Here is a 24,918-nt window from a genome sequence, read left to right as displayed (position 1 = left end):
ACACATTAATTGAATCGCTCTGCGGGTGATTCAGGGTATGGCGGATTTCCCGGCCTCTCGTCGAGCGGCCGGGCGACGCCATAAACGCTTTACTGGCGGTAACCCGGTAAACAAGTGCCTGAGGGAAAATGTTGTCTGAGCACGCTGTTCGTATTTTCATTTAAGCCGCATTGCCAGGGAGATTGAGGAGCACAGAAATAAATCCGAATGTCTGTCGCTACAGTAAATTAGGTGTGACTGATCCTTTCACCTCCCCGAATCCATGTTGATATTTTATAACGCTCAGCAGCTCATTCCAGGGTTTATGTGATGAGTGGAGGCATCACCCTTAGGATCTGCTGTCCCAGACTTTAGCCAGCCTAAGCAAGCCGGAATGGCGTTCTGCAGAGTGACGATAACCCCTTTGATACCCTTAAATAAGGGGTCTGACGGTGGAATATCCTTCGCCTGGTAAAGTCGTCTGGTGCGATAATGTCGATTAACCAGCCGTCGCTGCAACGGGCGGCAGGGAATCAGAACGCGCTTAAGCGTTGAAGCTGAACACATGTGGTTTATTCTGGAAAGTCTGCCTCAGATGCCACCTGAGCAGCTTCATGACGCGGGAACGATGCTGACCGAAGGCCTGAAGAAATGGGGCCCGGCTGCAGTGTCACGTCACCCTCATCGGCGAATAACGCCTTCAACTCTGCTCTGGAGAAACTGAATGTTTACCGGTTTGTCTGCTTTCCCGTTAACACCTGTCACGGCGCGTGGTGTCGATGAAGAGGGATTGACTAAGATTCTGGCTCGCCTGACGGCAGCCGGTGTCGATTCGTTGGGTATTCTGGGTTCAACCGGCAGCTATGCCTATTTGAGCAGGGAACAGCGTAAACGCGTCGCAACGCTCGCCCGTCAGATTGCCGGGCAAATCCCCATGATGGTTTGCGTGGGTGCAATGAGCACCGATGCCGTCCTGCATCTGGCTGAAGATGCGCAGTCTGCAGGCGCTGATGCGTTGCTGCTTCCGGCGATGAGCTACCAGCCGCTGAGTAATGAAGAGGTTTATGCGTTTTATGAGACGGTTACCCGACATGTTTCAGTCCCGGTTTGTGTTTATGACAACCCACGGACCACGCATTTCACGTTCACAGATGAACTGCACGGGCAGCTGTCGTCACTGAAGGGCATTCGCTCAGTTAAAATTCCAGGCGTACCGGATAATCCCGTTGCTGCGGCTGAACGGGTCAATGCATTACGACAACATCTTCGTCCTGGCATGACCATTGGCATCAGTGGTGACGCCAGTGCCGGGCTGGGATTAAATGCCGGTTGTGAAGTCTGGTATTCCGTTTGCGGTGGTCTGTTTCCGGAAACCGCCAAACAAATTACGCAGGCCGCCGCAGTTAACGACCATGAACGCGTGACTGCCTTCACTACCCGTCTGGAACCTTTATGGGCGCTGTTTCGTAAACATGGGGGAAGCATACGTGTAATCGCCGCTGCAGCAGGCATACTCGGGCTTACCGCTCCAGACTGTCTGCCTCGTCCCCTGCTGCCGTTGTCGAAAGAAGATATTGCCGATGTCGCAGGTGTGATTGCAGATCTGGATCTTAAATAACGCGCCAACAGGATCGGTTATCCGCCGATCCTCAACATATCTGGCTGGAGCATAATCTTAATAATGCGCCTTATCATCATGAGCGCCGTGGGCCGGGCAGGTTTCAAGCACTCGTGCAGAGCGTGAGATCGCGTTGTCCGCTGCCCGGTTTAAAGCGAGCGTTGCCTGATGGACATGTCTGGTTTGTGCCAGGCGCGGGGAGTGAAAGTCGAAAAAGGCCCCTCTTTCGCTAAGCCTTATTTCTGTAGTCTGGCTGCGGCTTTTAACGTCGCCTGTCGCCTCTTTTCAATAAATGGCGCTGTTTGTTCCCGCGCCTTTTTTAACTGCTCTTCAGATGCAGTTCGGGGCGAGCCACAGGTAAACGGCGGTGCGGGATCATATTCCATATGCAGTTGAATATTTTCAGCAATACTGCTCCCGTGCATTTCTGATACAACGGTGAGCGCAAAATCTATACCTGAAGTGACACCTGCGCCGGTTATACGGTTACGGTCACGGACGACGCGCTCATTAACCGGCTCCGCACCTAACAGAGCGAGTTGGTCCAGAGAAGCCCAGTGCGTCGTTGCTTTATATCCATCCAGAAGTCCTGCTGCGCCCAGAATCAGCGAACCAGTGCATACAGAAGTCACCAGCTTTGCTTCTTCACTTTGGAAACGGATAAATGAAAGAACGTCTTCATCATCCATTAGGTTTATCTGACCAGGCCCTCCGGGGATACAAATTACATCCAGTTGTGGGCAGGTGTTAAAAGTGGTCGTTGGCTGTATAGCCATACCACGATCGGAAACAACAAGGTCCAGGTTTTTCCAGATGAGATGAACCTTTGTATTGGGTGCCCTGACGAAAACTTCATATGGCGCGGTAAGATCAAGCTGAGTAAGCGCTGGGAACAGGAGCAGCCCGATTGATTTGCTTGCAGAATCACGCATAGAAAATCCTTTAACCTAAAAAGATATAATGGCTTTTCCTTCACCAAAGGCAATCGTTGCGTAAAAAACAGACGCGCGCCGAATGGATGTCATGTTTAACCCAGCTTTATTATCGTAGCGTTAAGCAATTTATGACCCACCCAAACGTCAGGATGATTTATGGGTAAAACATCCCATTCTCGCTCATCGCAGACATCACCTACGCATAGTCGCTTTGGTGCCAGAAGCGGACATTACCAACCAGTTGATTAGCGGGTAGCAGGTCATCATGACCGCATTCTTATGCTAAATTTGGGTTTCGTGCATACAATAAAAGGATACGTATGAGAATCGATATCTGTGGAGATTCTGACATTCCCGATCTGGCAAAGATTTTTGTCGAGATGGATTCTTATTATTTCGGGAGTGAAGCGGCCAGCTATGAAGAAATGCTCTCTTATCTGACCCACAGGTTTTTTTCCGTCTATTCCGGAGTAAGTGTCGTAGGAGCATGGAAAAACGGAGTCCTTGTCGGATTTGCAACGTTCACACTGATGTTTCCTGCTCCAAAGTGCTCCGGTCAGGCATATATGAAAGATCTTTTCACTTCAGCGGCGGTTAGAGGTCAGGGAGTAGGTAAATCACTTATGCGATTTATTGCGGCTTTCGCCGTTGAACATGGCTTCACGCGATTTGACTGGACCGCTGAAACCACCAACCCGAAAGCTGCCGAATTTTACTTGTCCCTTGGGGCTTCTTTCATCAAAGAAAAGCAGTATTTTCGATTGGATCATCAGCGTTTAGCTGCGTTTGCTATGCACAACACACATCCCTAAAGCCTATCCCGGCTTAGAAGCTGCACTTCATGGCCGGGACGTTATTTTAATTTGGCAGAATTGCCGGTCTTCATCATGTTGACTTCCGCCTCTCGCTCATAGCGGACCTCCAGCTCGGTCAGCCTGTCCGCTTTGTGCCAACAGCGGACATTGCAAATACGCGAGATGAGAAAATTGGGACCCTTACGACGCTTTTTCATTAACCGTCATGATAAAACTCAGCGTGTTTTTACCCTGGTTTTCGTAGAAATGCGGAACATCTGTTTTAGCTGTAACGGAAAATCCGGCTTTTACCTGAAACACGCTCTCTTTCACGCCCAGCGTGAGCGTCCCGGACTGTACATGCAATAACTCCAACGTGCCTGATGTATGCCCCTCAGATTCAAACTTCTCGCCCGGTAGCATTTTCCATAGCCAAAGCTCTGTCATATCGGGTCCACCTGAACCTGCAAGCAGCCTGGCGCTTCCACCTTTATCACCTTTCCATAGTTCGGGGATCTCTGTATCAGCAATGATATGCACATCAGGCTGGCTGCTCACATCAACAAAATCGGCCACTGAAACGCCCATGGCAGCGGCAAGCCTGCATAGCAATGCAATGCTGGGATTAGCCTTACACCCTTCGATCTCTACCAACATGCCTTTACTGACATTTGCGCGTCGGGATAACTCATCAAGCGACATTTTTCTTTGTTTGCGGAACTGCTTAATCCGTAGGGACACGGCTTCATTAACGGTGCTGACATCCGCACCGGCATCGGTCACTAAATTGACTTTTTTGGTCATTGGTCGATATTATGCAGTAAAATGGTTATTACAGGATTATCCCGTGTTAACAGTCTCTGCGTCAATTGCCCCTGAAGTCTATGAAATAGCGCCCGGTTTTAGGGCTCTCAGCATCTCCGTGCAGGCCGCGCCAGTAGTGAACCCGCACATAGGGGAAATAGCATTGAAAGCTGCCTGCGAAGCGGTGCTGTCAGGAGTGCCCGATTGGGCTGAATTACATTTGGCCGCGTGGACAGAGGTATTTCAGAAGTTTGGGGCCAAACCAAAACGTACTCCCTGTTCTGCTGATGCGCTGCGTAAGCGCGTACTGCGCGATGGTGCCATGCCCGCTCTTGATCCCATTGTTGACTTATATAACGCAGTCAGCTTGCGGTATGCCGTGCCAGTGGGCGGAGAAAACATTACTGCCTATAAGGGTGCGCCTCGCTTGATTGTGGCTGCAGGCACGGAACCTTTTGATACGGTAAAAGAAGGTGCTGATGTGGTTGAATATCCTTCTCCTGGCGAGGTCGTCTGGTGTGATGATGTGGGTGTCACCTGTCGTCGCTGGAACTGGCGGCAGGGGATCAGAACCCGCTTAAGCGTCGAAGCTGAACACATGTGGTTTATTCTGGAAAGTCTGACTCAGATGCCACTTGAGCATTTACATGAAGCTGGCAAGATGTTGACCGATGGCCTTGAACAAATGATGCCCGGTATGCAGTTTCAAACAACCCTCATCGGCGAGTAACGCCTTCAATTCTATTCTGGAGAAACTGCATGTTCACTGGTTTGTCTGCTTTCCCGTTAACTCCTGTCACTGCCAGGGATATTGATGAACAGGGATTCAGCAAAATTCTGACTCGCCTGACGGCAGCCCGTGTCGATTCGTTAGGTGTTCTGGGTTCAACCGGTAGCTATGCCTATCTGAGCCGGGAACAGCGCAAACGCATCTCCACGCTGGCCGTGCAACTTGCTGGGGATATTCCAGTGATGGTTTGTGTGGGAGCATTCAGCACCGATGCCGTTTTGCAGCTGGCTGACGATGCGCAGTCTGCGGGCGCTAAGGCGCTGCTGCTTCCGGCGGTGAGTTACCAGTCGCTGCGAGATGAAGAGGTTTACACCCTTTTTGAGACGGTTACTCAGCATGTTTCAGTGCCGGTTTGCATTTATGATAATCCAGGCACTACGCATTTCACCTTTACAGATGAACTACACGGTCAGCTGTCGTCACTAGAGGGTGTTCACTCGGTTAAAATTCCGGGAGTACCGGATACCCAGGTTGCGGCTGCTGAACGGGTCAATGCATTGCGAAAACATCTGCGTCCAGGCGTGACTATTGGCATTAGCGGTGACGCCTTTGCCGGGCTGGGCTTAAATGCCGGTTGTGAAGTGTGGTATTCGGTTTGCGGTGGCTTGTTTCCGGAAACAGCGAAGCAGATTACCCAGGCAGCAGCTGTTAACGATGCTGAACGCGTCACAGCCTTAACGACTCGGCTCAATCCTTTGTGGGCGTTGTTCCGCAAACATGGTGGAAGCATCCGCGTTATAGCAGCTGCCGCAGGCGTGCTAGGACTCACCGATGCAGACTGTCTGCCTCGTCCTCTGTTGCCACTATCAGCAGGCGATATTGCAAATGTAGCACGTGTTATTGCTGAGCTGGATCTTAAATAATACACCGCAGGAACGGCAATCAGCCGACTTTCGACCTTTTTGACCCTCCCCTGAGGCAGCCATGTGCCAGGAGCGGACAGTCCAACCCATCCCTGAAGAGCCTAGATTATGTATGGTAATTCAGTCATCAAAATAACGTTGGTCACCATCACAAAATTCACATCCTCGGATATGGCTCAGTTCAGGAACGCTATCGCTCAGGTGACCGCAACAACCACATACATGAAGCTCGGTGTAATAGATGAAACACTGAGTGCAAAGATAGCCGTCTCCAAATTTACATACGCTTTCAGGAGTCATGCAATTGGTACATCCAGCAGGAAATACGGAGAGTAGCTGTTCATCCACACTGTGGAACAACTCCTCATCCAGCAGTTTATACCTATCCGAAGTGTAGTCGCAGTGTTCGCATTCAAAATCACCATCTCCCTCAGGTAGCAATTGAGGTATTTCGCAGTCTGGACAAACCAGGGTAATTTGCCTTACAGCACTGGTGCAAACCTTACACCGCGTAACTTCAAGCTTGCGGTTTTCATTACCGGTCGTTTCAGTCCCTGTTACCGTCGCATGCTGATGGCACTCATTGCAGTTACCGATTTGAATATTCTTTTCAGAGAGCTGCTCGAGTTCAGGCTTAACCTGTTTAAACCGCACCTCGGCATAAAATTCGTTTCCCCTAATCAGACGAGTTTCACCGAAAGCCAGCTTCCAATTATGTTTGACACCGAAGATAACTTTCCATTCATCCCTTAATAACCGGTTCAGGGCAAACCAGGCGTCAGCTTGTTCTTTGAGTATTTGACGTTGTTCAGCCTCGGTGAAAGTGGGGTGGTAGAAATGAACTACGCGGTTGCGGTGCTTTCTGACCTTATCAAAAGCACTGTCCGTTTCTCTGTCTAGGGGTCTTTCAAGTACGTCCTTAAGCCTTTCACGGGTTTCTTCGTAGGTCACCGACTGAAAATCACCGGCTAGGTAAGCCTGCTTTTTTATTGGCTTTTTCGGGCTGCAGACCAACGACCAGTGTTCGTGCGCCAGCGGAACTTTCAGTAAAATCTCGACCGCAGTCCAGAAACTGACGACGGAGAACTTCGGCTTCGAGGACTCCAACTCTTCACGGGCTTTATCCAGAAAATCCAGACCATTGTTGATCAGCGCCTGCACATCCTGACTGAGTTCACGGGGGTCGGGAGTATCGGGTGCAGTATCGTCAACATCGAACATCATTATCTCCTTTAATCAGCTTCCACCACGCAGTTGCTACAGCGCGTTAGTTGTATCCAGTGTAAACTGGACTTGGTAGCTGGCAGCCACATCGAGCGCAAAAAACCGTAAATTAACTTCTGTAGACTCGTACTTTTCGTGACCCATGCGTACCCGCAGGATCTTCGGGTGCACGTGACCATAAAGCAGGTGCCTACCAAAGCTGTGGCGATTCAGATCCCTAAACTGATGGGGTCCCAAAAAGTATGCCATAGCAAGTGTAAGTATCCCTAAAATCTGCACTATTCTCTTTTTATAAATCCTCTGACATGTGAATTAGATTGCCCTAAAGTGAGCTTCCGCTCCTCGCTCATAAGGACAACCATACTCAAATCTCCCACATTGCAGGAGATTTGAGTATGAACACGTCACCGTGGAACAAAGACCGTATCATAGGCCAAAAAAGACCACTTCAGATATCTCATATCTGGGGTATCCGAATCCGACTTGAACTGGAAGGTAAAACGCGCGATTTAGCTCTGTTCAACATGGCCCTGGACAGTAAGCTTCGAGGCTGTGATCTGGTCAAACTCAAAGTATCTGATGTTGCATATGGTAGCTCTGTTTCAAGCAGAGCTACGGTTCTACAACAGAAAACCGGCAGCCCTGTCCAATTTGAGATAACCAAAGGGACAAGAGAAGCTGTTTCTGCATTGATAAAGCTTGGCAATTTACGCAGTAAAGACTATTTGTTCCGATCTCGGGTCGGTACTAACCAACACATATCAACCCGGCAATACAACCGAATTTTTCATGGGTGGGTAGCAAAACTTGGTCTCGAAGATTCGCTTTACAGTACACATTCCTTGAGAAGAACAAAACCTTACCTGATTTACAAGAAAACTAAGAATCTCAGGGTGATCCAACTTCTGTTAGGCCATAAGAAACTGGAAAGCACAGTCCGTTATCTGGGCATTGAAGTCGATGATGCGTTAGAGATCTCTGAATCGATTGAAGTCTAAGGTTGTCAGGGCTGCAACAGCAGTCCTGTGCCAGAAGCGGACTTTCATCGTGTTTACGTTGTTAAATTGAGCAGCCTGAATTACTGCCTGATGTCCCAGTCCGAGGGTGAGAAACATACCTGACTGACTTTCAGAGATACGGTTTTTTCACCGACCCTGTAGTCTATCAACCGGCAATGCCGTACTTTCCCTGCACGCCCTCTCTTAAGGCCAGTCAGATGACATTTCAGCCAGGCCCGGCTTCTGAACATGGCGGCACCCAGACTCCATCGCCGTGCAGCTTCCTTTTTATCCATCACCATTTCCATCACCATTAAAAGTCTGGTGCAGCGGCAAGTAAGCGATTCAGGATTGCCTGTAGCTGCGTGATTACCGGCCTTGCGAGCTGAGACAGATTATGGTGAAACGCATACTCTTCACTGATAAATTCAGTATCCAGCGAATGCCACTCCTCTCTGAGTTGTGCAATCTCCTCCCGACTAAGCCTGCTCGCCGAGGCCGCGAAAGACATCAAGCTCCTGATTGAGCAGGCCGTTGCCCGGGAGGAAAGCGGCGTGGAGGTCGCTACGGGAACAGGCCAGAGCATCCTGAAGATAATTAGCATGGTCGTGAACTGGCTGAGTCCATGGACTTCCTCGCCCAAGCCTCGTCGGAGCAGATGCAGGGGATTTCGCAGGTCAGCGTGACCGTGAGCCAGATGGACGGCGTGACGCAGAACAACGCGGCGCTGGTTGAGTAGTCATCCTCGGCCTCCCGTTCACTCTCAGAGCAGGCGCACCCCTACGGGGTATGGTGGAGGCGTTTCGCGTCTGAAATGAATGTACCGGCTCTGCTATTTTAGCGGAGCCGGCAGAAAGCTGATAGTGATTCGCACAATACGGGGTTATCTCAGGGCTGTGATAATCCCTCAGCCAATCTTCCAGAAAGGTCGGGAACAGATTTTTTTTACATTCCAGTAAGTTACTTTATTATTTTCGTAAACTTTAACAACTTCATCAGGGCTGTCTGATGCGTCTGGTCTGAAACTGTCGGGAACCTGAACGGCACGGCTGCCTGAAGATACATAATAAAATTTCCCGGCCTCCGGAATGACTGAAGAGTCAGTATTCTCAATAAACCCCCCGTCATTTCTGATCTGGGATACGGAATAAAAAACGCCGGGTTTTATTTTGGCCGTTATCACGCTCCCTTTTGCTTTGAAGAAATTGGAGTCGAGCTCGTAACGATCGGACATGTCGTAGCAGCTGTCTTTATTGTTATAGACATAAGATGCCAGATAGATTGTGCCCACGTTTCCCTGACTGTTAAGGACATACAGTGTCGCAGCGTCAATTCCCTCATAGTTTGTGTAATTAAGAGGGAGGACTTTTGCGCAACCATTCAGTCCCAGACAGAGCAGGCATAACAGTATCAGCCTTTTAGATTTCATATCGTCCTGCATTGGTTAATGTATGATTTTAGCCAGTGTTCAGTAAATATTTTGTAAGCAGCTAATATATCGGCATAAACTGGCACTTCTTCAGTCGCATCTGAATCTGCCCGGTTCCGGAAATATAGCGTGCAAGGCATTCTTTATAGTAATTCGCGCACGGAAGACTGTTATCGATTCAGATAGTCGGCCTGATTATCGGCAGGTACCTCCCTGACGCTGAGGGAGGCGCCTTCATACGCCTTCCTCGACCGCGGCGTTGAGCGCAAGGATATTGGTCTGGAAGGCAATGTTTTCAATCACCGACGTAATATCCCGTACCTTCAGCGCGCGCTCCTGAACGCTCTGCATTGTTTTGGTCATGTGATTCACCTGAGACTTGTCGGCGTCAACGTTCTTCGTTGTATTCCGGGTTGAGGCAGCCGCTCAGGCCCTGTTCGCCAGTGTCTCAGGAGAGGGCAGATAAGATAGATATGCTAAGATAGCCGGATTTACATGGGACACGAGTGATCGGGGATGATTTATGGATATATCAGTGTCACTGGAAGAGCTCGGCCATCGCATCTGCATTTTGGGCCCCTCCAACAGTGGTAAATCCACGCTGGCCAGCGCGATAGCAGCCAAAACATCTCTGCCTTTAATCCATCTGGACCAACTCCATCACCAGCCGGGTACAAAATGGATCCCCAGAAAACCAGAAGATTTTCATCGATTACATGCCGAAGCCGTGAATACGGAAAAATGGGTGATGGATGGCAATTACACGAAGTGCTTACAACAGCGACTTGCGCGTGCCACTGGGCTGATACTGCTGGATGTTTCGATGCCTCTGGCACTGCTGCGATATATAAAGCGGTGCTATTCGTCGATTCCCAGAATCGGTGGTCTTTATACCGGAAAGGACAGCGTAACCTGGGAAATGCTCAAATACATCACGCTGACTGCGCCGAAAAACCAGCTCCGTCACAGAGAGCTTTTCTGCCACAGCACTCTTCCAAAAGTGATGCTGAAGTCATCCCGTGATATCAGTGCCTGCTGTCAGCAATGGGGACTGGAATTACTCCGCTGAAAGTAATACACAGCAGTACGCTTCGTCTTTTGCAGGCCCAAAAAACGATGTAAGCACACGGTAGCAATAGTACACCATTTCTGTGCTTCACCGGCATCCTCCATAGAACGTCCACTTTGTGCCAGAAGCGGACAGTTGTTGTCACGAAGCCTGTTGATTTATGTGATGCAGGGCATTTCTCGCGTAAACCCCCCCCTTGTCCCACTTTATCTCGCGCCCTTTAATTTACTGATAAGCAAAGTAGTCGATTATGGTTATGAAGGGCACCGTTCTCCCTAACCCCTTCGCGCAATTCCTTCCAATACCAATTACAGATGCAATGGTTAAGTAAACCTCTCGTTACTTCAATGGAAGGGAATTTCATGTTTACGACACCGTTCTGGCCCGCTGCTGACTCATACCATATCCACATGATGGATATCCCTCTGCCAGACTCACTTTCGCCCGCGGCCCTGGACCTTATCCACCAGGCTACTCGTCTTGCTGAGGCGGCTGGTCATATTCACCCGGTTTCCACACGGACCGGGAGTACGTTGCTTCAGTCTGTTGAAGAAAAGCTCAGCATTATCTGCTTCAAGCTTGCTCAGGAATTTGATGATCCGGATACCTGCAAAGCGTTGCTGTTACGTGCAGAAATCCTGTCTGACGCCAGTACAGCAAAAGAGCTTCTCCCGCAGATAGCGGGGCTGGATGAACAGGAGCTAGTGCAGGGAATAGGTTACATGTCAACATGGGTTGGTAAGTCTCGCATGCAGCATTATTCCGCCTGGTTTGGGTTACCCGAACGCAGGCTACAGGAAGTTTCAGATGTGATGGATGAGCTCTTTCCGGACAACCTGTACTGGCTGCAAAATCATATCGACCAGCGGCTGGTTGCGCTGCCTGGATGCCGCTACAAAATTGTCGATCTGTTTGCCATTGCTGGCGAAGCTAACAGCTATCCCAAGCATTTCGCCTATTTCTTTCCTGAAGATGAAGGGGTGAAATACTCAGCCCAGAAGCGCACCATTGTGTTTGCAAATACCTATTTAAACCTGTTTGAACGCTTTGCCCGCTCCCAGGCTTCCCTGCTTGGCTGGCAGCATGAAGCTATCCCGGACAGCGCTCTCTGTGCCCGCCACCTGATCGCCTGGTTCCGCGGCCATGATCTGGGACATTCTGTTGTCCTTGAAAAGATGATGTTTGGCAAATTAAGTAAACAGGATAGATGGGGATCAATGGTTGTGCAGGAAGCACTGGCGGATGTGTTTGGGCTGCTGATGTGCCTGACAGAGCCTTCCCGGGAGGCCCTACAACTGAACGAGACGTTACAGTTAAAAATTTTCCTGCTGGAAATGCTGAGATATTTGCGCCGCGGCCCATGTGATTATCCTGATGCAGGGGCGGCCTATATACAACTCAAGTGGCTAACTGAACGCCGGTGTCTGAACTGGAATGGGGCGCATTATGTCGTGGACCTCAGCGCTGTGAAGCCGGCTATGACGGCACTGGCAACAGCAATGACAGGCTCTGTTTTACAGGGTAATACAGAGACGGCCCTGGCGTTCCTGCAAGGCTATTCACCTCATTATCAGCGTGAAGAGGCGGATCAGCTTCTAAACAGGCTGGGTAAAACTGTCGACATGATCGAGTACGATCAGAAGATTAAAGGCTTTACGTTATGATCGAGTTTTCAAACGGTTTCTTACTGAGTCTTTCGCTTTGTCTTGATATCGGGATTGCCAACATCGCCATGATTACCCTGGCTATGCAACGCGGATACTTTCATGGTTTCTGGCTGGGAATGGGGACTTGTGTGGGTGACCTAGCATATGCATTACTGGCGCTGGCGGGAATGGCCGTACTGCTTCAGTATGAAGCAGTACGCTGGATGCTCTGGATTGGCGGTGGAGCAATGCTTCTGTTTTTCGCCGTCAAAATGCTGATTGCCGCTTTCAGGAAGGTTTCGGAACTTAACGTGAGCGAAACTCATCAGTGTCGCCCACTGCTACGTGAATTTGGACGGGGCGTGGTGCTTGCCATGTCCTCCCCCACGGCGATTCTGTGGTTTGCGACAGTAGGTGGTGCGCTGATATCCCGGATGGGCCAACACAGCGTTACAGCAACGTCCTGGTTTCTGAGTGGCTTTTTCATCGCGGGAATGTTCTGGACCTGTGTCTTGTGCCTGGTTGGAAGTTTTGGCGGCAGACTGCTTGGTCAACGCCTGCTTAAATATTCCTACATAGCTTCAGCGATCATATTCAGCTATTTTGCGCTTTATGTAATTGTGTCAGGGTACCGGGAGTTTATGGTGGCCTGATCTGACCTGCGAAGCATAGTGATGGGGAGTTGTTCCCATCACTTTGCGAAATGCATTAATGAAATGACTCTGATCGTAAAATCCCAGCATTATCGCCGCATCGAGAGGATGCACGTTTCTGCGAAGCAAGTCGCGGGCATGGTGCAGACGAAGCTGCATATGGTACTGCAGAGGCGGCATACCCGTATGCCGGGTGAAGAAGCGAACCAGATGATATTTGCTCATCCCCGCCAGTTGCGCGAGCAGCTCCAACTGCGGTTTTATGCTGAGGTGCTCCCGCAAGTACTCAATAACAATATTGATTTTCTGTTCGTCAGATCTCTCAAGCAGAGCTGGCGTCTCGAGCAGCTCACCACAAAGCAGAATCAATTCCTGCTCCTCATCCATGCCCCGCTCCAGTCGGGCTGATGTTGCAAAACGGTACAGCGCGTCAAACAGGCGAGTGTTATCGATTATGCCTTCTCGCAGAACAGGGGCTTCATGAGCGCTAGTGAGATTGTCCTCATCTGCAAGCATTTTTATCACTGTCTGAGGTATGTGCACGCTAATGAATTCCACGGCTTGAGTCTCAAAACGCGAAGCCTGAATGGTTCCCGGATTATATAAGGTAACCTGACCACTTTTAACATAGGCCATTTTCCCTGCGAGCCAGATTTCTTCTACCCCTGTCAGGTTTGCACTGATGACATATTCATCGTGCAGATGTTTCGGAAAGCGCGAATTACGGGCTCTGACCCGCGAACACTCTATGCCATTTCGGCTAAACCATTCTGCAGACTCTAGTGACAACGTATCTGACCTCATGCAGCAATAGTGCATAATTATTAATGAATTATAGAACCATTTATTGAACATTTTTTCAACTGGTCGCCTTTGAGCGCCAGCGAATAAATTACTCTCAGGGTGCAGTCTGTCAGTAACCGGGCATGTCACTCCCTGACCAGATCGTGTCCGAGCGGCTTGGTAAAGTTAGCTGGCTTTGTCGGAAAGTTCACAAGAACTCACGGACTGGCAATGCAGGAAAGGGACACAAGAGTTGTTCCAGATGTCCGCCTTGTGCCATAAGCGAAAGCAGCTAACAACAATTGTGTTGCCAACGGGGGAAAAAACGCAGGGTTCTCAGGAAGATGGCAGGAAGAACAAAATCATTAGAAAATGGCCCGAAAAGTGACCTGCTCCCCGTTATTTGACACAGCTTGAGCAAAGTCCGCTTTGTGCCAGAAGCGGACTTAGCTGGGATCTGAATGCATTAATGACGTGTAATTTTGTCCGGTTAACATCTTTATGCCTCTGATATTTCTCCGGCGAGCCGGAGAAATTTAACCATTTTATCGAAAGCATTCAGTCTTAACTGCATCACGTCAGCAGCAGGCGTTGTACACCGATCAGAAATGCGTCCAGCTTCCGTCTTCGTCTTCCGCGCGGGTTTTTACAGCTGCGGTTTTAAAACCCGGCTTTACAACCGTGGCGGGCACATGAGCAACGGAAAGCGCAGAAGGGCCACTCAGACTGAACACAGACACAGCCTGTAGAAGCCGTTCCGCCTGCTCCCTGAGGCTTGAAGCAGCGGAGGCCGACTCTTCAACCAGTGCAGCATTCTGCTGTGTCGTCGTGTCCATCTCCGTAACGGCAATGCCTACCTGCTCAATCCCACGAGCCTGCTCGGCACTGGCGGAGTTGATTTCTTCAACAGTGTCTGTGAGCTTTCCTACGGCGGAGAGAATTCCTGACATCGTTTCAGACGCGTGAATCACCAGTGCATTACCCTGTCCCACAGTATCAGCATTGGCTGCAATCAGCTGCCGAATCTCACCCGCAGCCGAAGCGCTTCTCTGTGCCAGTGACCTGACCTCGCTTGCCACCACCGCAAATCCCCGGCCGTGCTCGCCGGCACGGGCCGCTTCCACTGCGGCGTTCAGCGCCAGAATGTTGGTCTGAAAAGCTATGCCGTCAATGACGGCGGTGATTTCAGCGATACGGCCGGAGCTTTCGCTGATAGATTTCATTGTGCCGGTAATGGCCGTGGTGGCCTCGTTGCCTTTATTTGCCACGTCCCGAACGCTTACAGCAAGCTGGCCGGCCTGACGGGCATTGTCTGCGTTGTTTTTTACCGTCACGCCGAGCTGCGTCATGGTCGCTGATGTTTGTTCAAGGGCACTGGCCTGCTCCTCGGTACGCTGCGACAGGTCTGTGTTGCCCTGGGCAATCTGGGTACTGGCGGATGCCACGCTTTCTGCATTGCTTCTCACGAGGCTGACCGTGTTAATCAGCGAAGCCTGCATGTCACTGATGGCAGACAGCAGTATGCCTGTTTCGTCTTTACGATCTGCAGTGACGGTACCAGTAAGGTCGCCGCGCGCCACCCGGCGGGCGGCCTCAACGGCCACATTAAGTGGCCGCGTGATACTCCGGGTGATAACCCAGGCAGATACCGCGGCCAGCAACAGCGCAACCACGCCGGCAACAACTAACATCATCAACGCACCCGAACGGTCGGCGCGAGCCTGCGCAGCGGCAGAGCTCATTCGGGCCTCTTGGAAGGTCTGCATCTCTTTCAGCGACGCCATAAAGTCTCCCTGAGTCTGGTAACGGGGGCCAAACAGGAGTTGGGTGGCATCATCGCTTTTTCCCTGTTGGGCAAGTGCCACCACCTCATCAATGAAAGGCAGAAAAAGTTCTGCACGGGCCTTGAGGCGGGTGAAAATTTCGCTTCCCTGGGGCGTATTCACCTGCTTACCAATAAGACTGAGAAGACTGTCAACTTCATGTCTTTCGCCGCGATAATCGCTGATGGCTTTTTCCCTTTTTGCAACGTCTTTAAGGAGAATCGCATTACGCGCAAGCCGGCTCATATCTGATGTGTAGTAACGGATCGACAGAGAAGTGGAGGCTTTGGTGTAAAGACTTCCTGATATGTCATCATTGGCATTACCGAGAGCATTAATTTTTACGATGCCGATGAGCACCATAAACATAACAAGGAGCGCCATAAACCCGAAGGTGATACCGAGACGCACTCCGATTCTAATGTTGTTCATATTTATTCCTGGTGTAGGCGTCAGCATTCATGCATGGTGCTGACGAAATATACTTCCCTTAAAGGAAAGATAAGTAATGTGTACAGAGCCGCATGATTTGATTGCGGTGAATGTTTTATCGGCAATTTTCAGAAAAGGTTCATGAGGCAAGGTGGAGGTCAGATGAGTACATCAAGGAAGCAATCCACTCATTGCGAAGGGCAAGCACGGGGTTGTGCACTCCAACAGAAGCCTTCTCAAGAAGGAAACTTCAGAAAGAATAATACAGGCAGCTCAGATCCAACTCTCATTTTATTGGTGCAAGTCCTGCGTTTCCGTAAATGGATCACCTGCAGAGAGAAGTCTCATTTTTGGCAATGGGCTCTAAACTCTGGCCGTTGATCGGATAGCCTGAATGACCGTTTCTCGCTCATGAGGGACAGCCATACTCAGATCACCCACATTTCAGGAGATTTGAGTATGAACACATCACCGTGGAACAAAGACCGTATCATCGGCCAAAAAAGACCACTTCAGATATCTCATATCTGGGGGATCCGAATCAGGCTTGAACTGGAAGGTAAAACGCGCGATTTGGCTCTGTTCAATATGGCCCTGGATAGTAAGCTTCGAGGCTGTGATCTGGTAAAACTCAAAGTATCTGATGTTGCATATGGTAGCTCTGTTTCAAGCAGAGCTACGGTGCTACAACAGAAAACCGGCAGCCCTGTCCAATTTGAGATAACCAAAGGGACAAGAGAGGCTGTTTCTGCATTGATAAAGCTTGGCAATTTACGCAGTAAAGACTACCTGTTCCGATCTCGGGTCGGTATTAACCAACACATATCACCCCGGCAATACAACCGAATTTTTCATGGGTGGGTAGCAAAAATTGGTCTCGAAGATTCTCTTTACAGTACACATTCCATGAGAAGAACAAAACCTTACCTGATCTACAAGAAAACTAAGAATCTTCGTGTGATTCAACTCCTGTTAGGTCATAAGAAACTGGAAAGCACGGTCCGTTATCTGGGTATTGAAGTCGATGATGCGTTAGAGATTTCTGAATCGATTGAAGTCTAAGTTTGTCAGGGCTGCAACAGCAGCCCTGTGCCAGAAGCGGACATTTACGTATGAGGTAAGCATTCTGTCACCATGAGTTTTCCAGATTCATTTTCATCCTTGCGCAAGATGTGATGTATGGTTTGAACCTGGTAAGCTGATTTTCGACTGAATGTGATTTTGCTAACATGAAACGCCATTGCGTTTGTGAGAGGTAACAGTGATTCACTTAAGACAGGCTCAGCACAGTGATGCCGATGCAATAGCACATCTACACACCGCCGGATGGAGAGATACCTACACGAAAGTGATGTCTGCGGATTTCCTTGAAAATCAGGCGCAGAAAGATCGACTTTCACACTGGCGCTCAGCACTGAATCAGAGCAATGAAAGCGAAACAGTGTTTGTAGCTGAATATGATGGAAAGGTTGAAGGCTTCATATGTATTAAGCTCCACTATGACGCGCAGTGGGGCTGTTATATAGACAGCCTGCATGTAAGCTCTTCACTACGTGGTCACGGTGTAGGAAAACAACTTCTCTGTCGCGCAGCCGAATGGGTCAAGAGCAGGGATGATGAGTCACCGCTCTATTTATGGGTGTTTGAAGATAACACCCAGGCAACAGCTTTTTATCAGCGCCTCGGGGGCACCATTGTGGAGAGAACATTATCCGATATGCCTTCATCAGATCATGCCCCGGTATTCAGAATCAGCTGGAAAAATGCCGGTCAGCTTCTGGTATCTGCTTGCTGAAAAATTAGCCAATGCCTTTTCTCTCTAAAATCGACACCGCTTTCGGCCTGCTTACCGATTACCTGTTCAGTTAGTGTAAGGAACGAACGGGCAATTTTATGTCTTGATCGGTTCCCGTTAACCCCAACACGGCTGTGTAAGTAAAATTTCCACCTGCTGTGAACACCCCAAACGGCCGCTCCTCGCTCATAGCGGACCTTCAGCTCAGTCAGCCTGTCTACTTTATGCCAGAAGCGGGAAGTCTAATTCTCTTAATTGAATATAAAGAAGCTTGCAGGCTGTCAAACTGATACGTACCGGATAATGAATCTAATGGAAACGTGAACCTGAAGACGTTATAACAAAAATTAAATTGTTGATTATCAGGTCTAAAATGTACATCAAATACCTTATGGATGACCCGGACTATCTTAATCAGACGACGGAGTTACTGTTTGATGAGTGGTCTCACCTGTCTTCATGGTCGGAATCCAGGCAGATACTTACGCGTCTTACCGAGCGTAATAGTTCAGACACAGTGCAGTTTACCCTGGTTGCCCTGGACGCTGAGAATAAGGTGACTGCTACTTGTAGCCTTATCCTTTATGAACTTATAGATAACCCCCAGCGCGTGTACTGGTTAGGCGAGGTTGTTACCCGGTCTACTCATCGTGGCAAGGGGATAGGCTCTGCATTAATAAAACGCATCGTTGAATTAGCTACTGAAAGAAATATTCCTGAACTCTGGCTCTATACGCCTGACAAGCAGGCGCTTTACCGGAATTTAGGCTGGAAAGAACGTGAACAACGTCTCGTAGCGGGTGAATCTGTTACGGTGATGTTTCTCAGCCTGCCCTGCCCGGACGCGGCCTGAAAGCGGCAGGCAATATCGCGGTACGGTTAACGTTTTATCTGACCATACATTAAACGTTAACGGCCTGTATCCCCTGCTCTTCCGGCATCCATCCAGTCCACTGTGGGCGCTTTGTGAACGTTTCTCCACGAGTCTGTGAGCGTTGCGCCGCAAGCGAAGGTGCGCATAAGCGGGTGATTTTAATGTCTGATGCACGGCTTTAAGAGGGTCATTCCTCTTTGAGAAGCCGCCTACAGCTGCTGGAGAGACCTGATGATCGCCTCATTCATCTCGCATACCGCCTGTTCGCGTCGGCGATAGTAGGTCCATTTGCCTACCTTACTGGCCTCAAGCAGACCGGCATCATGCAGCGCTTTAAGACACAGTGAGGTAGCGGGCTGTGAAAGGCCCGCTTTGTCCTGAATAAGACTGGCACAGACACCGTACTGATCGAAGGGATAGAGCTGAGAATAATCAGCAAAGGCTTCGTCAGGGCTTTTAAGCCATTTGAGCACCGCAACCCGTGTCGGGTTGGCCAGTAATTTAATGGCATTTTCGGGTGTCATGCCGTCTTCAAACCTCAAGCAGAATAAAAAGGATAGTCAGTATAGCCTTTCTGGCTTCCACCATACAGTGAGGCGCTATCGACGTCGTTCAGCGGATAGCCCATTTTGAAACGCGCCGGTAAATCGGGGTTAGCGATAAACGTGCGCCCGAAGCCAAACAGATCTCCCCATCCCTTTTCCAGCATGCGCTCGGCTTTTTCTTTGGTGTAACGACCCGAATACATAATGGGCGAACGGAAGGCTTCGCGAAGCGCTTTGCGAAAATCTTCAGGCATATCCGGGCTGTTATCCCAGTCAGCTTCGGCGATGGAGAGATATCCCGTTTCGAGCGCGTTCAGCATCTGGGCCGCACGGAGGTAGGTAGCCTGCGGATCGCTCTCCACCAGCCCCAGATAAACGCGCTCTTCCTCTGTGCTTGAGAACAGCGGCGCGAAACGCACGCCGACACGATGACTGCCAAACACCGCACTCACGGCCTCGGTGACTTCACGCAGGAAGCGCAGACGGTTATCAAGCGAACCGCCATATTCATCGGTGCGGAAGTTAGTATGTTCAGAAATAAACTGATTGATCAGATAACCATTGGCAGCATGCAGTTCGATACCGTCAAAGCCCGCTTTTTTGGCATTCTCCGCCGCCGTACGGTACATCGCCACAATCGCTTTCACTTCCGATGTGGTTAACTCGCGCGGCATGCTGGGTTCCGTCAGGATACCGGCACCGGGCCCGGTTTCGATAAATACCCGTACGCCGCTGGCGGCAACGGCTGAAGGTGCAACAGGTGGCTGCTTTCCGGGCTGCAGTTCATTGTGCGATACGCGACCAACGTGCCAGAGCTGGCAAAAGAGGATCCCACCTTCTGCATGAACGGCGTCGGTTACTTTTCGCCAACCCGCGATTTGTGCTTCGCTGTGAATGCCAGGTGTCCAGGCATATCCCTGTCCGCGTGGCTCAATTTGCGTCCCTTCGGTTACCATAAATCCCGCACTGGCACGCTGGCGATAGTAGTCCACCATCATCGTGCCGGGTACGTTGCCCGGCTGCTCACTGCGGCAACGGGTTAGCGGTGGGAGCGCAATACGGTTACGCAAGCTGAGATCACCCAGCGTCAGGGGCGCGAAGAGAGACGACATAACAATTATCCTGTGAGAAGAAAGAAAGGCAATATTATATTTACACATTTAAATTTGTAAATGTGTAATTTGTGCGGTCATACCGCCCTGCTCCCTGTTAATGCGTCAGTGAAGACGCCAACAAAACCGCTATCCGCATCAGGAAAACGGTGGATGTCTCCTCCTCGCGTACAGCGAACACGATCCCGCGCGCATTCTTAAGCTGATGTCGTGCGGCGCTGGCGTTGCGCCTGGTGCGAAGTGATCGCCGATGCGGTGATATCTACGACATCCACAGAAATTAACGCCTCCCTGATGCTGATTATCCCGCACTCACGCAGCGTTGCAGGGCGCGGTTGATCTCTGCCGGGCGCCTTAATCCAGCAGCCTGTATTTTTCGGTAAAATTCCTATCTGGGGCAGAAGGTCAGCAAGCCTGGATTAAGTGTCTCAAACACGACAGAGCATTAGGGCCGTTTGTCATCCCCCATACATCGGCAGTGGCTGAAGATGTGTACCGGCACGGCATCCGTTATCTTCAGGGGCGGTAACAGCCGTTTGCAGAGGCTGCCCTGAACAGGCAGCCGCTCTATTTCGCGCAAACGGCTCGGGGCGAATACGACCTCAGGTACGCTACAGGTCCAGTGCGAGCCAGCATCCGCGCGCATAACGCGCCAAACCTGCCGCCTCAAAGCGCCACAGATGGAGCCAGCCGTTATCCAGCAGTTGCCGGATGACCTCATGCTTTCCGATTACCGCTTCAATGGCCGTTTGCGGTGCGTCGATAACTACTGTCAGGCGCAGCGGCTCGTGCATCCAGCGCTCGCCGTCGTGGAGCGACTGGCGTGACAAGCCGATGCGCAGATCGCCGCCGTTGCCCTCAAAGACGCCGATGCGTCCACCCACCACGTTATGCAGCACCTTGTTGCCGCTGCCCAGTCGCTGCGGATCGCAAGTGGATGCGTGATACTGCCAGTTGATCCAGTGTGTAACCAGCATCGGAGCGGTCATTAAACCCTCCAGCAGGCTACCGTCAACATCGTGACTGGCGTCGTAATCATGCAGAAAACTGCGCCCGCTCAGTACTACGCCGCGGCTACGGTGACGCGGCGCGATCAGAAAGGCAGCGTTGCCCGCGAGTCCCCATTCAGGTCGGGTTTGCGCGCCGTCGTTAGCGCGACGGCGTAACTGACCCAGTAACACATCCTCACGTGCTTGCGGGTCCAGTTGCAGGCCGGGCGCTCGCTCACGGCGTACCTGGTCGCAGGCTTGATGAAAAATCGGTTGTATCCTCTCACAGCGTGCACGCGCCGCCTGGGGCAGCAGGTCGAGATCGAACCACTCGATTTCATCGGTGGTCGTGTTGTGCAGCGCAGCCACGAACGCCGTTGAATCAGGAACGTCCACGCCTTGCAGTTTCAGCCCCTGGCGAACCGCCGGTTCATTGAGCAACTGGGCCAGGCTGCGCGCATTCACTTCGCCGGTCTGGCCACAGCAGGCACCACAGTCCAGTGCCGCTGCGTGAGCATTGTTAGCTGACTGGCTGCCATGACCGACAAGGAGCACTGTCGGAGCCAGACGTTGCGCCAGGCCCATGGCATGAAGAACTCCCGCCGCCAGCTTAACTTTAGCCTCTGTATTCAGCCCAACCAACTGTGGACGGCAGATCGCGCGGTAACGCGCAGCCAGGCCAGCCAGATCGTCCCTGGCACGTGCTTTTTTGCCCGGCAGTAACCCCTTCACCAGCTTGACGGAGTAGCCCAGTCCGACCGCTTCCACAAAGGAGAAGGCGGCACCGGGCCAGTGGCTAACGGCATTCCACTGATCGGCCATGGCAAATCGGGCCTGACGCGACCTGCTGGCTGCGTTTTGCAGCGCTGTATCGGCCCGGGATGGCGTCGAATTCGCGCTCACAATACGGTCGTTGACGTCGATGGAAGGCGCAAGTAAACCGGGTAACTGGGGGCGCCGGGCTTGGGTAGCAAGAGGCGTGTACGCAACCGGAAGGCCGAAGAACCCCGCACAGCCGAGCGTCTGAACGCCAGGACTCGCGGCCTCCAGGGCGCGGCGCAACGGTTCACTGCGAACATCAATGCAGAAAGCGGCCTGAACTTCGATCGCCTCAGCGTCCACATCCTGCCCCTTAGCCGTGGCCAGCCGATGTGCCAACTCACGCTGATAGCCAATCTCCAGCGCCAGCTGCCACACTTCGTCAACCCGCATCGCGTATTCGGTCTCCTCCAGCACGTGAGGAGCCTGAGCCCAGGCCTGCTGAAGGGAAGCAAATGCTTGCCGGGTTGCGGCATCATCTTTGCATTCTAAAAGGATGATGCCCCAGGCCAGACGAATAGCCAGTAACTCACGCAGGTGCGCATCCTTACCGCCCGCCAACCCCGCCTGCCAGCCGAGATACGCGCACCAGGAGGCCCAGCCATTAACGGTAAGCAGCACCGACTCCAGATAATCTGCCCACACGGTTTCAGGCAGGCCAAACCCCTCAATGACCCAGCCTCCAGCGTCCATGGCGTTATCCGGTAACGTCTTGATAGCCTGCCTGATGTTCGGTAAGCCCATTAACAGACCAATGCCATGGTCGTGCTTCAGCGTGTCGAGCCAGAAGGCATATAAGCCCTGATGACGCTCAGGCTGCCAGCTCGCCTGATGTTCGTCGAAGTAAGCCGCACAGGTTTGGCTAACCTGATGCGTGATGGCTTGCCGCCAGGATAACCTTTTGTGGTGATGGGGATCGTTGTCAAGCACATCGATCAGCAGCGGTAACTGTACTTGCAGGCTACCTGCTTGCAGCGCCTGCGTGCACTGTTCAACCGTCAGGCCGGCCGCTTGCGCCTCGGGTAGCTGGTGCAGCGCCTGGGTGAGATCGGCAACGCTAATACGCCCCTCACGCCAGGCCTGCATCTGCCGATCGCGCGGTGGGAAAACCTGAATACCGCCGAGCGCAGCCATGCGCGCGGCCACCCTGCGCACCGGCATGCCAATACGCGCCCAATGAGGATTGACAGCGATGGCGCGATCCAGTGGCCATGCCGGTGCAATCGCCTGGCAGGCGCGGTGGCAAGCTTGCTCAATGGCGGACTGCCGTGAATCTGTATTGCGTGCGGATTGCGTCAGGCTCGCCGACACGGATTTCTCTTTGTTGGTCAGTGTATCCATCAGGAAACGCTCCGGGTTGTCAGTGTTATTCAGCGCGGCCTGTCAGCAACAGGTGCATCAGGCATTTCAGGTTTAACGGGCGTGGCATTGCCGGATGCCCAGGTCGTTGGCCACAGGAGCAGCGTCAGGCGCGTATAGGCTTCGTCCAGGTAAAACCCCGCGTAGCTCCAGCGACGCCAGCGCGACAGGCGTTGTGGCTGCTTTTGCAGCAACACCTGGCACAGATACAAGGCCGCCATTCCTGTCAGCGCGATCAGGCCCAGACGTTCATCGGGGGCATCCTGCAGGCCGAGCGGCAGCGCATGCAGAAACAGGGCAATCATCGACAGGCCGATAACAGTGAAGAGCCCGAAAAGAAGCTGTGAGGCAAGTGAAGCGCCGTCGTCTTGCGCATCAGGCAACCACAGCAAGGGCGCCCACGCCATGCCCAACACCCCGCTCCACCACCAGGGCCAGGCGGCCAGATCTGCCAGCCTCAGCACCAGAAACACCGCTGAAATCGTCAGCACTGGGGCGAGCATCACACTCAGGGTGCCGGGCAACGAGGTCCGGTGCAGCGTCTGCTGGCGAGTTTGTCTTACGCTTTCTGAAGCGGACAGGAAAGCATGGGCTTTGTAGAGCGAATGGCCAATGAGATGCAGAGCCGCCAGGGTGTAAAGGCCGAGCGCGCACTCAAGCAGCATGAAGCCCATCTGCGCGACGGTGGACCAGGCCAGCCGTACTTTTACGCTGATGCGCGTCAACATGACAATGCCTGCCAGTACAGCGGTCGTCAGCGCGAAAACCAGTAACAACACGCGCGCAGCGCCTGCCTGTTCTAACATTGGGGCGAAGCGAATCAGGACAAAGCCGCCAAGATTAACGACGCCTGCATGCAAGAGTGCAGATACCGGCGTCGGGGCTTCCATCACCTGTATCAACCAGCCATGCACCGGCAGCAAGGCCGTGCGAAGAATAACAGCCATCACGAGCAAAACGGCGCTCGCCTGCAAGGGCACGGACGCCCCCTGCTGGGCAATGTGCGCCCACAAAGCTGACAGCGAGAAACTGCCCACTTCCCACCAGGCCAGCGCGGAAGCGCCGAGCAACATCACGTCTGCTATCCGGTCAGCAATATACTTTCTGTGTGCCGCAAACAGGGCAAAGGGGCGATCGGGATAGAAGCAAAGCAGCTGCTGTAGCGCCAGGCCTACAGCGGCCCAGGCGGCAATGAGTAGCAGCCAGTTATCGGCCAGCAGGAGCAGATGAACACTGCCCAGTACAGCGGACAGTGCGCCAATGTAGCGCCGCTGGTTCGCTTCGCCTTCAAGGTAACGCACAGAAAATGATGCGATGACTTTGCCAAGCAGTTGTACCAGCAAAGCCAGCACCAGGCCAAACGTCGTTGCTTTTACTAAACCAGGCCATTGCGCCCCGCTGGTGCCCGCGGCAAGGGACACGCCTGCGAAGGCAATGGCGCCATATGACACAATCTGCAGCACACGCCACAGCGCCGTTGTAGACATCCCACTTAAACGTGTCAGCCCTGCTAAGCCCGCCATTAAAACAGCAGGTGCCAAAAAACAAACCAGGTATAAAACTTCAAGGATATTCATCGCATAGC

22 protein-coding genes and 3 pseudogenes are annotated in these 24,918 nt (G+C 51.8%); 12 read left to right on the top strand and 13 right to left on the bottom strand.

The genetic code is table 11. The features are described from left to right. Positions 1–5: 5 nt before the first annotated feature. Positions 6–287, bottom strand: a pseudogene (locus tag DFO57_RS23035) (IS30 family transposase); the annotation flags it as partial. Positions 288–703: 416 nt separating this feature from the next. Here DFO57_RS23035 and DFO57_RS02835 point away from each other — a divergent pair. Then, positions 704–1,597 (top strand): dihydrodipicolinate synthase family protein, encoded by an 894-nt coding sequence (locus DFO57_RS02835; protein WP_110015045.1) that lies wholly within the window; start codon positions 704–706, stop codon positions 1,595–1,597. Between the two features lie 236 nt (positions 1,598–1,833). Here the strand turns inward: DFO57_RS02835 and DFO57_RS02830 are convergent, their stop codons facing one another. Then, the gene (locus DFO57_RS02830; RefSeq protein WP_013025465.1) at positions 1,834–2,529 is read right to left on the bottom strand and encodes a DJ-1/PfpI family protein; all 696 of its coding nucleotides are present in this window, start codon (positions 2,527–2,529) and stop codon (positions 1,834–1,836) included. Positions 2,530–2,852: 323 nt separating this feature from the next. Here DFO57_RS02830 and DFO57_RS02825 point away from each other — a divergent pair, with 323 nt between their 5' ends. After that, a complete protein-coding gene (locus DFO57_RS02825; RefSeq protein WP_014598351.1) occupies positions 2,853–3,344 on the top strand; it encodes a GNAT family N-acetyltransferase in 492 nt (163 codons plus the stop codon). A gap of 183 nt (positions 3,345–3,527) precedes the next feature. On the opposite strand, the gene DFO57_RS02820 is transcribed toward DFO57_RS02825, so the two are convergent. Then, positions 3,528–4,130, bottom strand: a complete 603-nt coding sequence (locus DFO57_RS02820) for a helix-turn-helix transcriptional regulator (protein WP_014333110.1) — start codon at positions 4,128–4,130, stop codon at positions 3,528–3,530. Positions 4,131–4,173: 43 nt separating this feature from the next. On the opposite strand from DFO57_RS02820, the gene DFO57_RS02815 reads away from it, so the two are divergent. After that, a complete protein-coding gene (locus DFO57_RS02815) occupies positions 4,174–4,860 on the top strand; it encodes a B3/4 domain-containing protein (RefSeq protein WP_026021001.1) in 687 nt (228 codons plus the stop codon). A 29-nt stretch (positions 4,861–4,889) separates the two neighbouring features. Next, entirely contained in the window at positions 4,890–5,783 is an 894-nt protein-coding gene (locus tag DFO57_RS02810; protein ID WP_014333112.1) for a dihydrodipicolinate synthase family protein, read from the top strand. 120 nt (positions 5,784–5,903) lie between these two features. Here DFO57_RS02810 and DFO57_RS02805 read toward each other — a convergent pair whose 3' ends face one another. Next, positions 5,904–7,004, bottom strand: coding sequence for a hsdR (locus tag DFO57_RS02805; protein WP_110015044.1), 1,101 nt, complete (start codon positions 7,002–7,004; stop codon positions 5,904–5,906). A gap of 398 nt (positions 7,005–7,402) precedes the next feature. On the opposite strand from DFO57_RS02805, the gene DFO57_RS02795 reads away from it, so the two are divergent. Next, positions 7,403–8,005 (top strand): site-specific integrase, encoded by a 603-nt coding sequence (locus tag DFO57_RS02795; RefSeq protein ID WP_001305361.1) that lies wholly within the window; start codon positions 7,403–7,405, stop codon positions 8,003–8,005. A 313-nt stretch (positions 8,006–8,318) separates the two neighbouring features. On the opposite strand, the gene DFO57_RS02785 is transcribed toward DFO57_RS02795, so the two are convergent. Further along, on the bottom strand, positions 8,319–8,516 hold the full coding sequence (locus tag DFO57_RS02785) for a hypothetical protein (RefSeq protein ID WP_041456256.1): 198 nt from the start codon (positions 8,514–8,516) through the stop codon (positions 8,319–8,321). On the opposite strand from DFO57_RS02785, the pseudogene DFO57_RS02780 reads away from it, so the two are divergent. Beyond that, positions 8,497–8,818: pseudogene (locus DFO57_RS02780) on the top strand (chemotaxis protein); the annotation flags it as partial. The gene DFO57_RS02785 and the pseudogene DFO57_RS02780 sit on opposite strands and share 20 nt — an antisense overlap. Positions 8,819–8,912: 94 nt before the next feature. Here the strand turns inward: DFO57_RS02780 and DFO57_RS02775 are convergent. Next, on the bottom strand, positions 8,913–9,434 hold the full coding sequence (locus DFO57_RS02775) for a hypothetical protein (RefSeq protein ID WP_041456257.1): 522 nt from the start codon (positions 9,432–9,434) through the stop codon (positions 8,913–8,915). A gap of 246 nt (positions 9,435–9,680) precedes the next feature. Beyond that, a pseudogene (locus DFO57_RS22985) lies at positions 9,681–9,857 on the bottom strand (methyl-accepting chemotaxis protein); the annotation flags it as partial. A gap of 100 nt (positions 9,858–9,957) precedes the next feature. Here DFO57_RS22985 and DFO57_RS02765 point away from each other — a divergent pair. The 3 genes from DFO57_RS02765 to DFO57_RS02755 all read left to right on the top strand — a co-directional run bounded on the left by DFO57_RS02765 (position 9,958) and on the right by DFO57_RS02755 (position 12,802). Then, positions 9,958–10,503, top strand: coding sequence for an ATPase AAA (locus tag DFO57_RS02765; protein ID WP_014333119.1), 546 nt, complete (start codon positions 9,958–9,960; stop codon positions 10,501–10,503). A gap of 362 nt (positions 10,504–10,865) precedes the next feature. Further along, on the top strand, positions 10,866–12,167 hold the full coding sequence (locus tag DFO57_RS02760) for a hypothetical protein (RefSeq protein WP_110015043.1): 1,302 nt from the start codon (positions 10,866–10,868) through the stop codon (positions 12,165–12,167). After that, positions 12,164–12,802 carry a LysE family transporter gene (locus tag DFO57_RS02755; RefSeq protein WP_110015042.1) on the top strand — a complete coding sequence of 213 codons (639 nt, stop codon included), beginning with the start codon at positions 12,164–12,166 and terminating at the stop codon, positions 12,800–12,802. The genes DFO57_RS02760 and DFO57_RS02755 overlap by 4 nt, the downstream gene beginning before the upstream one ends. On the opposite strand, the gene DFO57_RS02750 is transcribed toward DFO57_RS02755, so the two are convergent. Together DFO57_RS02750 and DFO57_RS02745 are read right to left on the bottom strand one after the other, a co-directional pair. Continuing rightward, on the bottom strand, positions 12,773–13,591 hold the full coding sequence (locus DFO57_RS02750) for an AraC family transcriptional regulator (protein WP_024471103.1): 819 nt from the start codon (positions 13,589–13,591) through the stop codon (positions 12,773–12,775). The genes DFO57_RS02755 and DFO57_RS02750 overlap by 30 nt on opposite strands. Positions 13,592–14,187: 596 nt before the next feature. Beyond that, the gene (locus DFO57_RS02745) at positions 14,188–15,840 is read right to left on the bottom strand and encodes a methyl-accepting chemotaxis protein (RefSeq protein ID WP_014606060.1); all 1,653 of its coding nucleotides are present in this window, start codon (positions 15,838–15,840) and stop codon (positions 14,188–14,190) included. Between the two features lie 459 nt (positions 15,841–16,299). Between DFO57_RS02745 and DFO57_RS02740 the strand changes: the two genes are divergently transcribed. From DFO57_RS02740 to DFO57_RS02730, 3 genes are all read left to right on the top strand, one after another. After that, positions 16,300–16,902 (top strand): site-specific integrase, encoded by a 603-nt coding sequence (locus DFO57_RS02740; protein ID WP_015701127.1) that lies wholly within the window; start codon positions 16,300–16,302, stop codon positions 16,900–16,902. A gap of 289 nt (positions 16,903–17,191) precedes the next feature. Next, positions 17,192–17,635 (top strand): GNAT family N-acetyltransferase, encoded by a 444-nt coding sequence (locus tag DFO57_RS02735; RefSeq protein ID WP_019105543.1) that lies wholly within the window; start codon positions 17,192–17,194, stop codon positions 17,633–17,635. Positions 17,636–18,008: 373 nt separating this feature from the next. Then, positions 18,009–18,488, top strand: a complete 480-nt coding sequence (locus tag DFO57_RS02730; RefSeq protein WP_110015041.1) for a GNAT family N-acetyltransferase — start codon at positions 18,009–18,011, stop codon at positions 18,486–18,488. Between the two features lie 230 nt (positions 18,489–18,718). On the opposite strand, the gene DFO57_RS02725 is transcribed toward DFO57_RS02730, so the two are convergent. From DFO57_RS02725 to DFO57_RS02710, 4 genes are all read right to left on the bottom strand, one after another. Beyond that, complete coding sequence (locus DFO57_RS02725; protein ID WP_014606072.1) at positions 18,719–19,033, bottom strand: helix-turn-helix transcriptional regulator; 315 nt, start codon at positions 19,031–19,033, stop codon at positions 18,719–18,721. A gap of 14 nt (positions 19,034–19,047) precedes the next feature. Beyond that, on the bottom strand, positions 19,048–20,166 hold the full coding sequence (locus DFO57_RS02720) for an alkene reductase (protein ID WP_110015040.1): 1,119 nt from the start codon (positions 20,164–20,166) through the stop codon (positions 19,048–19,050). Positions 20,167–20,777: 611 nt separating this feature from the next. Continuing rightward, positions 20,778–23,315 carry a YbcC family protein gene (locus tag DFO57_RS02715; protein WP_110015039.1) on the bottom strand — a complete coding sequence of 846 codons (2,538 nt, stop codon included), beginning with the start codon at positions 23,313–23,315 and terminating at the stop codon, positions 20,778–20,780. A 29-nt stretch (positions 23,316–23,344) separates the two neighbouring features. Then, positions 23,345–24,910, bottom strand: coding sequence for an NADH-quinone oxidoreductase subunit L (locus DFO57_RS02710; protein ID WP_110015038.1), 1,566 nt, complete (start codon positions 24,908–24,910; stop codon positions 23,345–23,347). Positions 24,911–24,918 lie beyond the last annotated feature (8 nt).

This window comes from Pantoea sp. AG702, from assembly GCF_003182295.1.
Classification (GTDB): domain Bacteria; phylum Pseudomonadota; class Gammaproteobacteria; order Enterobacterales; family Enterobacteriaceae; genus Pantoea; species Pantoea ananatis.
Note: the sequence above shows the minus strand (reverse complement) of the source record. Positions and strands in the feature narration are given on the sequence as shown.

Excerpts from the sequence above, each read along its gene's own strand:
- DFO57_RS02835 (WP_110015045.1), top strand. The coding sequence starts at position 704 with ATGTTTACCGGTTTGTCTGCTTTCCCGTTAACACCTGTCACGGCGCGT.
- DFO57_RS02830 (WP_013025465.1), bottom strand. The coding sequence starts at position 2,529 with ATGCGTGATTCTGCAAGCAAATCAATCGGGCTGCTCCTGTTCCCAGCG.
- DFO57_RS02825 (WP_014598351.1), top strand. The coding sequence starts at position 2,853 with ATGAGAATCGATATCTGTGGAGATTCTGACATTCCCGATCTGGCAAAG.
- DFO57_RS02820 (WP_014333110.1), bottom strand. The coding sequence starts at position 4,130 with ATGACCAAAAAAGTCAATTTAGTGACCGATGCCGGTGCGGATGTCAGC.
- DFO57_RS02810 (WP_014333112.1), top strand. The coding sequence starts at position 4,890 with ATGTTCACTGGTTTGTCTGCTTTCCCGTTAACTCCTGTCACTGCCAGG.
- DFO57_RS02805 (WP_110015044.1), bottom strand. The coding sequence starts at position 7,004 with ATGTTCGATGTTGACGATACTGCACCCGATACTCCCGACCCCCGTGAA.
- DFO57_RS02795 (WP_001305361.1), top strand. The coding sequence starts at position 7,403 with ATGAACACGTCACCGTGGAACAAAGACCGTATCATAGGCCAAAAAAGA.
- DFO57_RS02785 (WP_041456256.1), bottom strand. The coding sequence starts at position 8,516 with ATGTCTTTCGCGGCCTCGGCGAGCAGGCTTAGTCGGGAGGAGATTGCA.
- DFO57_RS02775 (WP_041456257.1), bottom strand. The coding sequence starts at position 9,434 with ATGAAATCTAAAAGGCTGATACTGTTATGCCTGCTCTGTCTGGGACTG.
- DFO57_RS02765 (WP_014333119.1), top strand. The coding sequence starts at position 9,958 with ATGGATATATCAGTGTCACTGGAAGAGCTCGGCCATCGCATCTGCATT.
- DFO57_RS02760 (WP_110015043.1), top strand. The coding sequence starts at position 10,866 with ATGTTTACGACACCGTTCTGGCCCGCTGCTGACTCATACCATATCCAC.
- DFO57_RS02755 (WP_110015042.1), top strand. The coding sequence starts at position 12,164 with ATGATCGAGTTTTCAAACGGTTTCTTACTGAGTCTTTCGCTTTGTCTT.
- DFO57_RS02745 (WP_014606060.1), bottom strand. The coding sequence starts at position 15,840 with ATGAACAACATTAGAATCGGAGTGCGTCTCGGTATCACCTTCGGGTTT.
- DFO57_RS02740 (WP_015701127.1), top strand. The coding sequence starts at position 16,300 with ATGAACACATCACCGTGGAACAAAGACCGTATCATCGGCCAAAAAAGA.
- DFO57_RS02735 (WP_019105543.1), top strand. The coding sequence starts at position 17,192 with ATGTCTGCGGATTTCCTTGAAAATCAGGCGCAGAAAGATCGACTTTCA.
- DFO57_RS02730 (WP_110015041.1), top strand. The coding sequence starts at position 18,009 with ATGTACATCAAATACCTTATGGATGACCCGGACTATCTTAATCAGACG.
- DFO57_RS02725 (WP_014606072.1), bottom strand. The coding sequence starts at position 19,033 with ATGACACCCGAAAATGCCATTAAATTACTGGCCAACCCGACACGGGTT.
- DFO57_RS02720 (WP_110015040.1), bottom strand. The coding sequence starts at position 20,166 with ATGTCGTCTCTCTTCGCGCCCCTGACGCTGGGTGATCTCAGCTTGCGT.
- DFO57_RS02715 (WP_110015039.1), bottom strand. The coding sequence starts at position 23,315 with ATGGATACACTGACCAACAAAGAGAAATCCGTGTCGGCGAGCCTGACG.
- DFO57_RS02710 (WP_110015038.1), bottom strand. The coding sequence starts at position 24,910 with ATGAATATCCTTGAAGTTTTATACCTGGTTTGTTTTTTGGCACCTGCT.